Origin of the sequence: Limnohabitans parvus II-B4, from assembly GCF_003063455.1 — a bacterium.
Taxonomy (GTDB): domain Bacteria; phylum Pseudomonadota; class Gammaproteobacteria; order Burkholderiales; family Burkholderiaceae_C; genus Limnohabitans_A; species Limnohabitans_A parvus.
Map to the genome: position 1 here is coordinate 575528 of NZ_NESN01000002.1, position 14249 is coordinate 589776.

Sequence of the window (14249 nt, forward strand, 5' to 3'; positions counted from 1 at the left end):
GACCACGGAGATGGACACGCCGATTCGTCACGACCAAGAGGCGCCCCTGAAGGGCGTGCGGTCCAACATCGTGCAGTCGATTCGCGCTTACCGCGTGAGCGACTTGCAAGAGGCCGCCCAAGGGTTGGGTCACCACTTTTTGTACGCCAACCTGGCCGAAGCCCAGAGCAAACAAGACGTGCTGGACCTGATTGGTGCGCAATTCACGCTGCCTTCGCACTTCGGCAAGAACTTTGATGCCCTGTACGACTGCATGACCGACCCATTGCACAAGTCGGGCCCGCAGCCTGGCTTCATCGTGGTGCTCGAGCAGATTCCCGCACATGTCAAGTTCGACAAGGAAGCCCGCGAGCAATTGCTGGACATCTTCCGTGACACCGCCGATTACTGGGGAGACAGGAAGATACCCTTCCGATGCTTCTATTCTTTTCTGTAGCCCGTTCTGCGCAAAACAGCCAAGCAGGACGGGCGATTGAGGCACAAGCCGAGGACGCCGTGATGGCCGAATCGATCGAAGAAGGCGAAAAAATGCCCACCGACAAATTGGTGGACGTGTCGCCGTTGGCGCTGCGCATGAGCAGCCCATTCAACGCAGGTTACTGGCTCGCAGCAGCCTGATCACGCGTTGAGTCGCTGTTTGCGGCACATGAAAAAGCCCGTCCATGACGGGCTTTTTCGTTGGCGCTGACCTTGACCTAGGCTGTGCCGATGCCGATGCCGATGCCGATTAAACGGCCTGGGCCAAAGCCACAAACTCGGCCACGGGCACTTCTTCCGCGCGCCGTTGCAGGTCAAAGTTGCCCGCAAAGCCTTTTTCTTCAAGCCATTTGCCCAAGGTGTTGCGCAAAATTTTGCGGCGCTGGCTGAAGGCGACTTGCACCAGCGTTTCCAGCGTTTTGACGTTCACCTCGGGTGGCTGTGCCAAAGGCACCATGCGCACCACGGCGCTGTCCACGCGGGGGGGCGGGTCAAAGCTCTCGGGGGGCACAAACAGCACGTTGGCCATGTCGTAACGCCATTGCAGCATGACCGACAAGCGGCTGTAGTCCGAGGTGGCGGGCTTGGCCACCATGCGGTCGATCACTTCTTTTTGCAGCATGAAGTGCTGGTCTTCGATCACGTCCACTTGCGCCAGCAAATGGAAGAGGATGGGCGTCGAGATGTTGTAGGGCAGATTACCGACCACGCGGATTTTGGAAGCACCTGTGGTGCTGCCTGTCAGCATCTGCGTGGCCAGCGCCCTGAAGTCGACTTTCAAGACATCCGACTCCACCACCGACAGGTGCGGGTGTTCGCGTAAACGCACCGCCAGATCTCGGTCCAGCTCGATCACCGTCAAATGCCCCAAGCGCTCGACCAGGGGCTGCGTCAACGCGGCCAGGCCCGGACCGATTTCAACCATGGGCTGGCCTGCCTCGGGGTTGATGGCGTCCACGATGGCATCGATGATGCCGCCGTCGGTCAAAAAGTGCTGACCAAACCGTTTGCGTGCAATGTGTTTCATTGGGGTGGCTCGCGCATCTCGACATAAGCCCGGCCGCGAATGTCTTGGACCCAGGTGGCATAAGCTTCGTCGAGTTTCTTTTCACGCAGGGCGCTGCGGGCCATGGTGCGTTGTTCTTGATCGCTCATGGGCGCGTTGCGGCGGTCGGTGACTTCGATCAGGTGCACACCAAAGCGCGACACCAGCGGTTCCGCCACCTGGCCTGGGCGCAGGCGGTTCATGACTTGTTCGAATTCGGGCACAAACATGCCCGGGTTGGCCCAGCCCAGGTCGCCGCCTTGCTGTGCGCTGCCGTCTTGTGACATCTGGCGCGCCACGGCTGCGAAGTCAGCTTTGCCAGAAACCACGGCTTGGCGCACTTCTGTGAGCTTGGCCACGGCCTGGGCTTGTGACATTTGCGCAGAAGGACGCAGCAAGATGTGACGGGCCCGCGTTTGCGTGACCAGCAAGGTGTTGGCCTGGCGACGCTCAATGACTTTGAGCACGTGAAAGCCTGCGGCAGATCGCACCGGGGCAGAGACGTCACCCACATTCAAGCTGCGTGTGGCGTTGACAAACAAATCGGGGTAGCGGTCCATGGGGCGCAGGCCCATGTCGCCGCCATTGGCACCCCGGTCAGTGGCTTGCGAAAAGGATTTGGCCAAATCGGAGAAGCTTTCACCGCCACGCGCACGGCGTGCGATGTCTGCGGCGCGCTCGCTCAGGGCCTTGGTTTCCGATTCGCTGCTGTTTTCCGGCACGGCAATCAGGATCATGCCCAGATTCAGCTCAGCAGGCAGTTGCGCCGCTTGGGCCTTCAGCTGCTCGCGCAGGAATTGCTCGACTTCCAGATCCGTGACACGGACGCGGCCTTCAATCTCGCGCTCACGCAAACGGCTGAGCGTCAGCTGTGTCCGCAACTGCTCGCGAAACGTGCTCAGCGCAATGCCGTCTTGTGCCAGACGCTTGTGCATTTCATCACGCGTCAACTGGTTGCTGGCCGCCACATTGACTTCAGCTTGGTCGATTGCCTCATCTTCGATTTTGATGCCTGCATCGCGTGCCTGCTGCAACTGCGCTTTTTCATTGATCAGTTGTTCTACGGCCAGCCGTGTGAGTTCGTTGGTATCGGGCTTGCTGCCGCCGCGTGCTGTGGTTTCGTTGGCCAAGCGCTGACGCAGCACCTGAACGTCGCGGTTGGTGATGGGCTCGGAGTTGACCACCGCCACAATGAAATCCGCCTGACGGATGGCGACGGTGGAGGCTTTGACCGGTGCCACATTGGGGGTTTGTGCCCAAACACCGGGCGTGCCGAGCAGGCTGACCGCACCCAGGATGGAGGCCAGCCAAGCTGAACGAGCGGGAGAGAACAGTTTATTCATAGTGCTGGAACCGACTGGGTTGGACCGCGCTGTCGCGCAGGTATTGGTAGCGGGGAATGTTGTCACTGAGGCTCTTCAATGGGCTGACGCCCACGCGTGCAAAACCAACGAATTCAAGTTGAAACAGGATGCGGCTGGTGGCGCTGCTGGCGCTGACACTGGAGACGTTGGTCTGCAGCCGCTGAAAGGCGACCCTGCCCAGCCAGCAGCCCGCATCGTATTCGAGGCCAACCAAGGTGTCCACCAGACTGCGTTCCTTCAGGCTGTAATTCAGGCGGCCCACCGTGTACCAGCGGTCGGGCCCCAGACCTTGGCCGGAGGTCCGCGTCCATGCCGTTTCTGCTTGCCGGTCGGTCCTGCCGAGCAGATCGCTCACAGGCCATTGCCAGCCGATGTCCACAAATTCGGTTTTGGGCGTGATTTGGTTGTTGGCCCGGTAAGCCATGTTGATGACGCGGTAAGGGCTGTGACTGTAACGCCCTTGCAGGGTGGTTCTGCTGATCTCGTGTGTCTGGTTCTTGGCCTGGATGGTGCCGTCGAATGACCACCGATCATCCCAGCGGATGCCCGCGCCAAACAAAATATCGCTCAGTCCAGCGGCTCTGTCGGCCTGATTGGATGACAAGTTGACCTGTTGATCGGAAAACCGGATGCGTTGTGCCACACCCACCCGAAGCATTTCAGCGCCCGTGCCTGCATCAAAAAACCGGCTGTTCAGGCCCAGAGTCAGCGCATCGTTGTCCACCAGACGGTCCTGTCCCACATAGGCGTTTTCACTGAAGATGGTGGACAGGTTGAAGTCGGTGGCTCCGCTGTCATAAACCGGCAGCATGTCCTGGTTTTTGTAGGGCGTTCGGGCGTAAAAAGCGCGGGGCTCCAGGGTCTGCAAAACATCGCGGCCAAACCAGCGGGTTTCGCGTTCAAACACCAGGCCAGAGTCGACACTGAAAGTGGGCAAGACCCGGTTCACGGCCGTGGCACCGTTGTCGAGGGCGCGGTCCATCTGGTAGCGCGTGGCGTGCAGCTGTACCTTGGGTGTGACGAATCCCCAAGGGCGAATCCATGGGCGGCTCACTTGCGCTTGTATGAAGCTGCGCTCACCGTTGCGCGGCAAGATCCCGGCACTGACCAAACTGGCCACGCGTGAATAGTCGGCCTCAAAGCGTGTGGTGTCACCCACCACCGACCAATCGAGGCCTTCGGCATTCCATTGGCCATAGCGCATGGTGATTTGTGGTGCCCGGTCGTAGGGTGGGGCTGCTTCTTGCAGGTTTTGCCAGCGCTGCACTTGGGCGGTCATGCTGAAGTCGCCACGCCCCCAGGACAAGACCCCTGTTGAGGGCAGAACACGTTGGGTCAGTACCAGGCCTGAGCGAGGGAAGTCGCGCCAGTAGTTGTTGTCGCTGACCCGGTTCAAGGTCAAGCCCAGTCCAATGCGACCCACACTGTCCAAGCCGGTTTCAATGCCGCCATTGTGTTGGCTTGAAAGACCCCAGCGATTCGAGTCCCGCAATTTGTCGGCCGGCATCAGGTTCAGACGCACTTGACCGCTGTAGTCCCGTTCCAGATAACGAAACTCGGTGTCTGCAGCGATGCCGCGTTGGCTCATCACATGGGTGGTGACTGTGGCATCGCGGTTGGGGGCAATGTCAAAGTAATAGGGCAGTGCCACCTCAACGCCATTGACCGTGTCGACGCTGAGCAAAGGGGGCAGCAGGCCTGATTTGCGTTCGTTGGACAAAGGCAGGCTGACGGAGGGGGCTGCAAAAATGGGCACATCCTGAAAGCGGAACTGCACGCCTTTCGCGTCGATGGTGGATTCTTCTTCGTCGATCGTCAGTTGGGTGGCTTTCAGCAGCCATTCAGGCAGCCACTCCGGACCGGGTGTGCGTCGGCATGTGGTGTAGTTGGCTTGGCGAAGGATGGTGCGCTTGTTGTCCACAAACTCCACCACCGCCGCTTGGCCGTAGCCGCCGCTGCTGTACAGCTCAAAATCCGGTTTGTCAAAAGTGCCCTGAAAGCTGTCGACTTTCAGATTTAGGTGTGGCCCCACGAACACACTGGTTTCACGGCTGACACGCACTTTGCCTGAGGCGTCCACCACATCCTGGGTCTGGTCGTAGTCCACCCGGTCTGCGCTCACCGCCAACCCGGGCCGCCGAATGCTGGCCTGGCCTTGCACCACCAAGTCCATGTCGGGGCGCGCCGTGATTTGTGCGCCTTTTACAAAGACCGCACCTTCGGACTGCTGACGCTCGGAGACTTTTTCTTCGAGCAAAGGGCTGCTGCGCAAGGGCAAACCTGCCGGTTGGGCTTGTGCCCAGCCGACGCCCAGCGTCAACAAGGCAGCCGCCACCGCCACAGCGCGTGGGGCAGAGATGGCTGCGGGAGTCAGCGGCAGTGATGGCAAAGCGGAATGGAGGACCACAAATTGGGAAAATTGGGAAAAGAAGCCGCCTGTCTTTGCCCTGAGTGAGGGCCAACAGGCTTTGTAGAATGCGATTATCCATGAGCCACCCCTCCTTATCCCCAATCCCCTCGCTTGCACCTGTTTCAGAAGTCAGCTGGGCAGACCCTGTACGGCAGGGTTTGTTCAACGACTGGATCGCGGGCATCGCTGCAACGCAGGGACTCTTGCCCGAGACCTTGCGCATCGCATCGGCCGACGCCAGCTTTCGCCGCTATTTGCGGGTGGACACTGTGCAAGGCGACAGCCGCATCGTCATGGATGCCCCGCCCGACAAAGAAAATTCGGAGCCCTTTGTCCGCATTGCCGCCTTGATGAAAGACGCGGGCCTGAACGCCCCCGTGGTGCTGGACTGGCACGAAGCCCATGGCTTCATGTTGCTCAGCGACTTGGGCGATGCCACCATGATGTCGGCCATCGACGCCGAGCGCCCCCAAGCCAACCATGGGCTGTACATGCAGGCGGTTGACACATTGGTGCAATGGCAACTGGCCTCGCGCCCTGGCGTGTTGCCACCCTACGATGCGGCTTTGCTCAACCGCGAGCTGAGCCTGTTCCCCGATTGGTACTTGGGCCAGCACAAAAAAGTGCAGCTGCAAGGCAAAGACCAAGAGACGCTGGCGCAGGCTTTTGCCTTGATCGTGCAACGCAACCTGGCTGCACCCAGCGTGTACGTGCACCGCGACTTCATGCCGCGCAACCTGATGATGCCCCATGGAACAGGCCCGCTGAGCCAGCAACTCGGCGTGCTGGATTTCCAGGATGCGGTTTACGGCCCCGTCACTTACGACGTGGCCAGCCTGATGCGCGATGCCTTCTTGACCTGGGACGAAGACTTTGTGCTCGACATCACCATCCGCTATTGGGAAAAAGCCCGCAAAGCCGGGTTGATGGACTTTGAAGACTGGCACAGCGACTTTGGCGCGTTCTACCGCGCCGTGGAGTGGATGGGCCTGCAGCGCCACCTCAAGGTGGCTGGTATTTTTGCCCGCCTGACCTTGCGCGACGGCAAGCCCAAATACCTGGCCGATGCGCCGCGCTTCATCCACTACATCCGCAAGGCCTGCGACCGCTACCGTGAACTCGGCCCGCTGCTCAAGGTGATCGACGAGATCGAAGGCACGACCCCCCAGGTCGGTTTTGCCTACGGCCGCATGTGAGTCGACCATGGCCCGTTTTTACTGCCCTGCCCCCCTGCAAACCGGTTTGGCCCTCAGCCTGCCTGCTGGTGCTGCCCGCCATGTGCAGGTGCTGCGCCTGCAGCCAGGCGATGTGATCACCCTGTTCAACGGCGAAGGCGGCGAATTTGACGCCACCGTCACCCGCATGGGCCGCAGCGATGTGGATGTCGAGGTCGGCGCGCACCGCCCGCTGGAGCGTGAAGCGGCGCGTGTCGTTCACTTGCTGGCGGGCATCACCGCCAACGACCGCATGGATTGGCTGGTCGAAAAAGCCACCGAGCTGGGCGTGGCCAGCATCACACCCTTGGTGGCCGAGCGCAGCGTGCTCAAGCTCAAGGGCGAGCGGGCCGAGAAGAAACTGGCGCACTGGCAAGGTGTGGCCGTGGCGGCTGCCGAGCAATGCGGGCGCAACCGCGTGCCCATGGTTCACCCTGCTGTGACGCTGAACGAGTGGCTCAAACAAGCCGCAGCGGGCGAGCGCTGGGTGTTGTCTCTGTCAGAAGGTACGCGACCCTTGGCACAAATGACAGGCTCCGCAGCTGTGACCGTGCTCAGCGGCCCCGAAGGCGGCTTGAGTCCTTCGGAAGAGGCGACCGCGCTGTCTGCGGGTTTTGCGCCAATCACCTTGGGGCCGCGCGTGCTGCGCGCCGAGACGGCGCCCTTGGCCGTGTTGGCTGTTTGCGCTTGACCCGCCCAACATTCTTTGCGTTGTCGGCGCTTGATGGGCCAAGGCGACCCGCTTCATAAGCGACAAGCGATACACTGACCGCATGAACGCCAACCTGATTCTCCTCACCCTCTGCCAGGGCCTGTTCCTGACCAACAACGTCACCTTCATTGCCATCAACGGTTTGGTAGGCCTGAGCATTGCGCCGCTGGGCTGGATGGCGACTTTGCCTGTCATGGGGTACGTGGTAGGCGGTGCCGTGTCAACCGGCCTGGTGGCCAAGAGCCAGTCACGCTGGGGGCGCAAGGTGTCTTTTCAGTTGGGCCTGGGTGTGGCTTTGTTTTCGGCCTTGTTGGCCGCTTATTCCGCATGGAGCCACAACTTCTGGTTGCTGGTGGCGGCCACGGTGATCGCGGGTTACTACAGCGCCAACGGGCAGCTCTACCGTTTTGCCGCAGCCGAACTGGCCGCAGACAGTTTCCGCGAAAAAGCCGTGTCTTTGGTGCTGGCCGGTGGCTTGATCGGCGCCATCGTCGGCCCCAATCTGGCTTCGCGCACCCGCACCCTGCATGAAACGCCGTTTCTTGGGGCTTACATGGCCCTGGGTGTTGTGGCGGTGCTGGCCATGGTGTGCATGAGCTTCATTCGATTTCCGGTCATGCCTGCCAAAAAGCCCGGTGACAGCACGGGCCGCCCTTTGGGCGAGATCATGCGTCAGCCGGTTTTCATCGTGTCAGCAGCTGCTGCAGCCCTGAGTTATGGCGTGATGAACCTGCTCATGGCCGCCACACCGCTCGCCATGCAGGTGTGCGGTTTCAGTTTTGACGATGCCGCACTGGTGCTGGAGTGGCATGTGATCGGCATGTTCGCGCCCGGCTTTTTCACGGGCCACCTGATCAAAAAATTTGGCACCTTGCAGATCATGGCCGTGGGCGTGGTGATCAACTTCGCCTGCATCGCCATCGCCCTCACCGGGGTCGAACTGCACCAGTTCCTGATCGCTCTGTTCTTGTTGGGCTTAGGCTGGAACTTCTTGTTCACGGGCAGCACCACCCTGGCCATGAAGGCCTGGACCCCTGCTGAAAAAGACCGGGGTCAGGCCGCCATCAACTTCTTTGTGTTTGCCACCATGGCCGTCACCTCGTTTGCCTCGGGTGCCTTGGTCACCACGCAGGGCTGGACCTGGCTGAACATCGGCTCATTGCTGCCCGTGGCGCTGACCGGTGTGGCCTTGGTGTGGATGGCGCTCAAGCAGAAAAGCGTGCAAGCAACCAGCGTTTGAGCGCGTTGAACACCTGGGCGCGATACAGGTCGTTGAAGATCTCGTGGTACATGCCCTCAAAGCACTGGGCCTGCACCACGGTCTGCGGCGCTGCGTAGGCAAAGTCAGCGCTTGCCTGCGCATTGACCAGTTTGTCTTGCCCTGCATACAGCAGCAAAGTCGGTACTTCCCACTTCTCCGCAGCATGAAGGGTTTTCTCGCTGTTTTCCAAAATCCATGCGGCCAGGCCCGCTGAGATGCGCCGGTGTACCAGGGCATCGGCCTTGTAGGCCTTCACCACGTCCGGGTCTCGCGACACGAACTCGGCTTTCAGGCCGTTGTCCACACGCAGGTGCGGCACCACGCGGGGCAAGGTGGCCAGCAGCATTTTCTGCAACAGATTGGGAAACGCCCCCAGCGCCGGCGACGACAACACTGCGGCATCCACCGGCCGCAGTTGTTCGGCCAGTGTGCGTGCCACCACCAGCCCACCCATGCTGTGGCCCAGCAAGATGAGCGGGGCACTGGCCAAAGCCGGGCGCTGCCGCGTGTCGTCGATCACTCGGCACAAATCGGCCTGCAAACTGCCCGGCCGCAGCAGGTCACCGCGAGCGCCTTCTGACTGGCCGTGGCCCTGCTGGTCGTAAGCCCGCACCGCAAAACCCCACTGGTGCAAATGCGCCGCCACCTCGCCATAGCGTCCGGCGTGCTCGCCCAATCCATGCACCAACAGCACGGTGCCCAAGGGCTTGTTCGCAGGCATGGTCCAGTCATAAACCGCCAGCTGGCCTGCTTCGCCTGGCAGTGCCGAAAGACTGGGGCGTGAAATGGAGGGGCGCGTGATGCTGGTCATCAAGGCATCCGCGCCATGACTTCGGCCACGGCAGCAGTGAGTTTTTTGGCATAAGGCACATGCAAAAACTCGTTCGGGCCGTGGGCGTTGCTCTTGGGGCCGAGCACGCCGCAGACCATCATCTGCGCCTTGGGGAAGCCCGCGCTCAGCATGTTCATGAGCGGGATGGTGCCGCCCTGGCCGATGTAGCCCACGCCCGCACCAAAGTGCGCTTGGCTCGAACTGTTGAGCGCTTGCTCGAACCACGGCAGGGTGTCGGGTGCGTTCCAGCCGGTGGCACCGCCGCCGCTTTCAAAGGTGACTTTGGCCTGGTAAGGCGCGTTGTCTTCGAGCAGTGCTTTCATTTCGGCCACGGCCTGCGCTGCGTCGATCAGCGGCGGCAGGCGCAGGCTCAGCTTGAAGGCGGTGTAGGGCCGCAGCACATTGCCCGCGTCCTTGAGCGCTGGAAAGCCTTCCGCCCCGGTCACGCTGAGTGTGGGTGTCCAGGTGCGGTTGAGCAGGGCTTGCGTTGGGTCGGTGGTGGTGGGCAGCGCAAAGCTGGTCGAGCCGCCGCAGTCGTAATGGGCCCAAGGGAAGCGTTTGTACACCTCGTCGCCGAGAATGGCCGCTGTGGCCTGCGCTTGCGCCAGCCGTTCGGCGGGCACTTCGCAGTGAAAGCTCGCGGGCAGCAGGCGGCCTGTGGCGCTGTCTTCGAGGCGGTCGAGCACTTGGCGCATGATGCGAAAGCTCGACGGCACCAGCCCCGACGCATCGCCCGAGTGGATGCCTTCGGTGAGGATCTGCACCTTGAGCGTGCCGCTGGCCATGCCGCGCAAACTGGTGGTGAGCCACAGCTGGTCGTAATTGCCTGCACCGCTGTCCAGGCAAATCACCAGACCCACATCGCCCAGGCGGGTGCGCAGCGCGTCCACATAAGGCAGCAGGTCGTAAGAGCCCGATTCTTCGCAGGTCTCGATCAGGCCGACGATGCGCGGGTGCGGTGTCTTTTGGCTTTTGAGCGCCTGCACCGCCGCGATGCTGGCGTAGACTGCATAACCATCATCGGCCCCGCCGCGGCCATACAGCTTGCCGTCTTCGTAAACAGGGGTCCAGGGGCCGAGGTCGTTGCGCCAGCCATTGAACTCGGGCTGCTTGTCCAGGTGGCCATACATCAGCACGGTCTGGCCCGAGCCTTCGCCCGCGCTGCGGGTGGCCGCCACTTCAAAAAACATGACCGGCGTGCGCCCGGGCAAGCGAATGATTTCGAGCGTCAGGCCCTCGACCTTTTGCGCTTCCACCCATTGCGCGGCGTTGCGCAACACGGTCTCGATGTGACCGTGCGCAGCCCAGTCGGCATCAAACGAGGGCGACTTGGCCGGGATTTCGATGTATTTTTTCAGCTCGGGCAGGATGCTGCTGTCCCAGGCTTGGGTGACGTCGTTCAGGGCGCGGGCGCTGTCGAGCGTGCCTTCGGGCATTTCGCGGTGCAGGGGGGCGTTCATGGTGGGGGCTCCTCGGGTCGGCACAAAAGAAAAACACTGTAGCGCTTTTGGACAAGGCTGGTCACGGTGGGTATGCGCTGAGGTGACGCGAACGCGGCAGCATGGTCCGGGACCCGGCACAATGGCCGGTCCGCAACTGATCCAGAGTGCTCCATTGAACGTGACACCGCTTGTACAGCCCACATCGGGGCCAGAACCGCAGATTGGCGGCCTGGTGCTGGCCGCTGGTGCGGGCAGCCGCATGGGCCATCGGCCCAAATGCTTGCTGCAGCAAGGCGGCATGAGCTTGCTGGAGCGGCAATTGCAGGCTTTTTCATTGGCGGGTGTGGCACCCATTCGGGTGGTGCTGGGGCACCACGCCGAACGTATCCTGCAAGAGGGGGCATTGGCCCGCTGGTCAGCACAGCCGGTGCTCAATCCGCAACCCGATGATGGCCACGTCAGCTCACTGCGTGCCGGTTTGCGGGCCTTGCCATCCGGGCTCGATGCGGTGGTGGTGGCCTTGGCCGACCAGCCCTTGATCGATGTGCGGGCAGTGCAAGCGTTGCTGCAAGCTTTTGCGCAACGCCCGCTCGGCACGCAGCTGCTGCAACCGAGCGTGCAAGGCCTGCCGGGCAACCCGGTCGTCTTTACCCGCATGGTCATGGCGCAAATTTTGGCGGGTGATGTGGACATGGGCGCACGCCAATGGCAGCAGGCGTACCCCGAAGCCGTGTACCGCTGGGAAACACCCGATGGCCATTACCGCTTGGACGTGGACAATGAAGAAGACCGCCTGGCCGTAGAACAGTTGACGGGGCAAAGCCTGCGCTGGCCGCACGATTTGGACCTCTAAAAACAGACACACATGAACAGCATCGACATCGACGTGATCCGCACCGCCCTCGACTGGCAAAGCCGGGGCCACCGCGTGGTCATGGGCACGGTGGTGCGCACCTGGGGTTCGGCTCCGCGCCCACCGGGCTCGCTCATGGTCATCCGGGGTGATGGCCAGGTGGCCGGCTCGGTATCGGGCGGCTGCATCGAAGACGATCTGATCCGCCGCGTGGCCGCTGGCGAGCTGGCGCTGCGCATGCCCGAGGCCACCACCTACGGGCAGACCGCCGAAGAAGCGCACCGCTTTGGCCTGCCTTGCGGCGGCTCGGTGCAGGTGGTGCTCGAGCCTTTGTCGCCCCAATCGCAACTGCGCGAGCTGCTGGTGCTGATCGCGCAGCACCAGCGCGTGGAGCGCCGTTTGGACATGGCCACCGGCATGGTGCGCATGGTGGTGGCGACCGAAGGCGACAAGCTGCAATTTGATGGCCAGAGCCTGACCACGGTGCACGGCCCGCGTTTGCGCTTGCTCATCGTCGGTGGCGGGCAACTTTCGCGTTATCTGGCTGCCATGGCCGTGACGCTGGACTACCAGGTCACCGTGTGCGAGCCGCGCACCGAATACCACGAAGGCTGGGACACCATGGCCGACGTGACCCTGTCGACCCAGATGCCCGACGACCTGGTGCTGGCCATGCGCCTGGACTACAACAGCGCTGTGGTCGCGGTGACGCACGACCCCAAGCTCGATGACTTGGCCCTGATGGAGGCCCTGCGTACCCCTGCGTTTTATGTGGGCGCATTGGGCTCGCTGCACAACAACGCGCAGCGCCGCAAACGCTTGCTCGACTTTGACGTGAGCGAAGCCGAGGTGCGCCAGTTGCACGGTCCGGTGGGGCTCAACATTGGTGCTTTGACCCCGCCCGAAATCGCGCTGAGCATCGTGGCCGAAATGACCGCCATGCGCCGTGGAGTGGACCTCGGTCAGGCACTCAGCAACTGGGAAGGTTCGCAGACGGTGTGCAGGTCGGGTTGAAGGGGTTCAAGCCCGGACAACGTCCAGGATCAACTTCAGTGATACCAACAGCAAGCCCACCTGCACCCATTTAAAGAACCAGTCGTCGGCGATTTTGCGTGTCAGATAAGCGCCCACCACGGTGCCCACCAAGGCAAACGGGATCAGCACCAGTGCGCCCGTCAGATCATTGGGGCCATAGGGCTGCAGCTGGTGGTAAGGCCCTAGTTTGGCCAGGTTGATGACAGCAAAAAACAAGGTTGAGGTGCCGGCAAACACCAGCTTGGGCAGTTGTTGGGGCAGCAGGTAAACCTGAAACGGTGGGCCACCCGCATGTGAGATGAAGCTGGTAAAACCGGACAAGCCGCCCCACAGCAGTCCCTTGATCCGGCTGGCCGGGCGCGGCGTTTGCGCGGTATTGCGCTTGCGCCAGGCGTTGAGCACAAAGCCCACCCCCATGAGACCGATCATCATTTTCACGGCCGTGTCGGACACCAGCGAGGCGGTGAGCCAGCCCATCAACACACCGCCCAGGCCAGCCGGAACGAGGATTTTCAGATTGATGGCGCTGAAATTTTTGCGGTACAACCACAACCCGACCATGTCAGAGATGATGTAGATGGGCAGCAGCATCACGACTGCTTTGACCGGGGACATGAACAGCGAAAGAATGGGCACGGACAGCATGCCCACCGTGGGCAAGCCCCCTTTGGACAGACCCACCATGGCTGCAGCCAGGCCCGCCCAAATCAGGTAATGAGGATCATCCATCACAGCTCAGGTCACAACGCCCTTGATTCACAGATAAGGACGCACCCACTCCAAGCCCCGCGAAGTGCCCCCCGCCGAAGCGTCGGCCGGGTTGTACTCGCAGCCGATCCAGCCATCCCAGCCGCATTCGGCCGACACCTTGTCGATGGTCTGGAAGATGTGCGTCCAGTTCACCTCGCCCGTGCCCGGCTCGTGGCGGTTGGGCACCTCGGCAATCTGAAAATGCCCCACCCGGCCCGTGGGCAGGTACTGGGCGATCTTGGTGCTCAGGTCGCCCTCCACGATCTGGCAGTGGAACAGGTCCATTTGCACCTTCACATTGGCCGCACCCACCGCTTGCACGATGCGGTGCGCGTGGTCCTGGCGGTTGAGGTGAAAGCCCGGCACGCTGCGCGTGTTGATGGGCTCGACCAGTACATCGCGCCCGACCTTGGCTGCTTCGGCCGCGGCCCATTGCACGTTGCTGATGAGTGTGGCGTCAGCCGCTTCAGGGCTGGCCCCCTCGGCCCGCAGGCCCACCATGGCGTGTATGCGTGGGCAGTTCAGCGCCTCGGCATAAACCAGTGCTTGTGCAAAACCGGTGCGAAACTCGGCTTCGCGTCCGGGCACACTGGCCGTGCCCCGTTGGCCCGTATCCCAAGCCTTGCCAAAGCTGTCGGTGTCGGTGCCGCCCGGTGGGGCATTGAAGAGCACTTGCTGCAAGCCGTTGACCTTCAGGCGGGCGGCCAGCTCTTGGGCTGGGAAGGCATAAGGAAACAAATATTCCACCGCCTTGAAACCGTCTTTGGCCGCGGCTTCAAAGCGGTCCAGAAACGGCAGGTCGGGGTACATCATCGACAGGTTGGCGGCAAAGCGGGGCATGGGGTCTTTCAGGT

14 protein-coding genes are annotated in these 14249 nt (G+C 61.8%); 7 read left to right on the forward strand and 7 right to left on the reverse strand.

Features of this window, described 5'->3' with window-relative positions:
- Positions 1–10 precede the first annotated feature (10 nt).
- Both B9Z37_RS07450 and B9Z37_RS14335 read left to right on the forward strand, forming a co-directional pair.
- Positions 11–436 (forward strand): barstar family protein, encoded by a 426-nt coding sequence (locus B9Z37_RS07450; protein WP_019429907.1) that lies wholly within the window; start codon positions 11–13, stop codon positions 434–436.
- Positions 415–618 carry a hypothetical protein gene (locus B9Z37_RS14335; RefSeq protein ID WP_146179719.1) on the forward strand — a complete coding sequence of 68 codons (204 nt, stop codon included), beginning with the start codon at positions 415–417 and terminating at the stop codon, positions 616–618. Before B9Z37_RS07450 ends, B9Z37_RS14335 begins: the two co-directional genes overlap by 22 nt.
- A gap of 109 nt (positions 619–727) precedes the next feature.
- Here B9Z37_RS14335 and rsmA read toward each other — a convergent pair whose 3' ends face one another.
- From rsmA to B9Z37_RS07465, 3 genes are read right to left on the reverse strand one after another with little or no spacing between them, the layout of a single operon-like run.
- Positions 728–1504 carry a 16S rRNA (adenine(1518)-N(6)/adenine(1519)-N(6))-dimethyltransferase RsmA gene (rsmA, locus tag B9Z37_RS07455; protein WP_108312339.1) on the reverse strand — a complete coding sequence of 259 codons (777 nt, stop codon included), beginning with the start codon at positions 1502–1504 and terminating at the stop codon, positions 728–730.
- Complete coding sequence (locus tag B9Z37_RS07460) at positions 1501–2865, reverse strand: peptidylprolyl isomerase (protein ID WP_108312340.1); 1365 nt, start codon at positions 2863–2865, stop codon at positions 1501–1503. The genes rsmA and B9Z37_RS07460 overlap by 4 nt, the downstream gene beginning before the upstream one ends.
- Complete coding sequence (locus tag B9Z37_RS07465) at positions 2858–5293, reverse strand: LPS-assembly protein LptD (protein WP_240606648.1); 2436 nt, start codon at positions 5291–5293, stop codon at positions 2858–2860. Before B9Z37_RS07465 ends, B9Z37_RS07460 begins: the two co-directional genes overlap by 8 nt.
- An 80-nt stretch (positions 5294–5373) precedes the next feature.
- Here B9Z37_RS07465 and B9Z37_RS07470 point away from each other — a divergent pair, with 80 nt between their 5' ends.
- The 3 genes from B9Z37_RS07470 (at position 5374) to B9Z37_RS07480 (ending at position 8462) form a co-directional block, all read left to right on the forward strand.
- Positions 5374–6492, forward strand: a complete 1119-nt coding sequence (locus tag B9Z37_RS07470; RefSeq protein WP_108312341.1) for an aminoglycoside phosphotransferase family protein — start codon at positions 5374–5376, stop codon at positions 6490–6492.
- A gap of 7 nt (positions 6493–6499) precedes the next feature.
- Entirely contained in the window at positions 6500–7201 is a 702-nt protein-coding gene (locus B9Z37_RS07475) for a 16S rRNA (uracil(1498)-N(3))-methyltransferase (protein ID WP_108312342.1), read from the forward strand.
- An 82-nt stretch (positions 7202–7283) separates the two neighbouring features.
- Positions 7284–8462, forward strand: a complete 1179-nt coding sequence (locus B9Z37_RS07480; protein WP_108312343.1) for an MFS transporter — start codon at positions 7284–7286, stop codon at positions 8460–8462.
- Here B9Z37_RS07480 and B9Z37_RS07485 read toward each other — a convergent pair.
- The gene (locus tag B9Z37_RS07485; protein ID WP_108312344.1) at positions 8428–9294 is read right to left on the reverse strand and encodes an alpha/beta hydrolase; all 867 of its coding nucleotides are present in this window, start codon (positions 9292–9294) and stop codon (positions 8428–8430) included. The genes B9Z37_RS07480 and B9Z37_RS07485 overlap by 35 nt on opposite strands.
- A complete protein-coding gene (locus B9Z37_RS07490; RefSeq protein ID WP_108312345.1) occupies positions 9294–10775 on the reverse strand; it encodes a M20 family metallopeptidase in 1482 nt (493 codons plus the stop codon). Before B9Z37_RS07490 ends, B9Z37_RS07485 begins: the two co-directional genes overlap by 1 nt.
- Before the next feature lie 160 nt (positions 10776–10935).
- Here B9Z37_RS07490 and B9Z37_RS07495 point away from each other — a divergent pair, with 160 nt between their 5' ends.
- A complete protein-coding gene (locus B9Z37_RS07495; protein ID WP_240606649.1) occupies positions 10936–11610 on the forward strand; it encodes a nucleotidyltransferase family protein in 675 nt (224 codons plus the stop codon).
- 12 nt (positions 11611–11622) lie between these two features.
- Positions 11623–12624, forward strand: coding sequence for an XdhC family protein (locus B9Z37_RS07500; RefSeq protein ID WP_108312346.1), 1002 nt, complete (start codon positions 11623–11625; stop codon positions 12622–12624).
- Between the two features lie 6 nt (positions 12625–12630).
- Here the strand turns inward: B9Z37_RS07500 and B9Z37_RS07505 are convergent, their stop codons facing one another.
- Positions 12631–13374: a sulfite exporter TauE/SafE family protein gene (locus B9Z37_RS07505; protein WP_108312347.1), complete on the reverse strand. Its 744-nt coding sequence runs from the start codon at positions 13372–13374 to the stop codon at positions 12631–12633.
- 27 nt (positions 13375–13401) lie between these two features.
- The gene (gene otnI / locus B9Z37_RS07510; protein WP_108312348.1) at positions 13402–14235 is read right to left on the reverse strand and encodes a 2-oxo-tetronate isomerase; all 834 of its coding nucleotides are present in this window, start codon (positions 14233–14235) and stop codon (positions 13402–13404) included.
- Positions 14236–14249 lie beyond the last annotated feature (14 nt).

Coding starts and splice junctions, on each gene's coding strand:
- B9Z37_RS07450 (WP_019429907.1), top strand. CDS start 11: ATGGACACGCCGATTCGTCACGACCAAGAGGCGCCCCTGAAGGGCGTG.
- B9Z37_RS14335 (WP_146179719.1), top strand. CDS start 415: ATGCTTCTATTCTTTTCTGTAGCCCGTTCTGCGCAAAACAGCCAAGCA.
- rsmA (WP_108312339.1), bottom strand. CDS start 1,504: ATGAAACACATTGCACGCAAACGGTTTGGTCAGCACTTTTTGACCGAC.
- B9Z37_RS07460 (WP_108312340.1), bottom strand. CDS start 2,865: ATGAATAAACTGTTCTCTCCCGCTCGTTCAGCTTGGCTGGCCTCCATC.
- B9Z37_RS07470 (WP_108312341.1), top strand. CDS start 5,374: ATGAGCCACCCCTCCTTATCCCCAATCCCCTCGCTTGCACCTGTTTCA.
- B9Z37_RS07475 (WP_108312342.1), top strand. CDS start 6,500: ATGGCCCGTTTTTACTGCCCTGCCCCCCTGCAAACCGGTTTGGCCCTC.
- B9Z37_RS07480 (WP_108312343.1), top strand. CDS start 7,284: ATGAACGCCAACCTGATTCTCCTCACCCTCTGCCAGGGCCTGTTCCTG.
- B9Z37_RS07485 (WP_108312344.1), bottom strand. CDS start 9,294: ATGACCAGCATCACGCGCCCCTCCATTTCACGCCCCAGTCTTTCGGCA.
- B9Z37_RS07490 (WP_108312345.1), bottom strand. CDS start 10,775: ATGAACGCCCCCCTGCACCGCGAAATGCCCGAAGGCACGCTCGACAGC.
- B9Z37_RS07500 (WP_108312346.1), top strand. CDS start 11,623: ATGAACAGCATCGACATCGACGTGATCCGCACCGCCCTCGACTGGCAA.
- B9Z37_RS07505 (WP_108312347.1), bottom strand. CDS start 13,374: ATGGATGATCCTCATTACCTGATTTGGGCGGGCCTGGCTGCAGCCATG.
- otnI (WP_108312348.1), bottom strand. CDS start 14,235: ATGCCCCGCTTTGCCGCCAACCTGTCGATGATGTACCCCGACCTGCCG.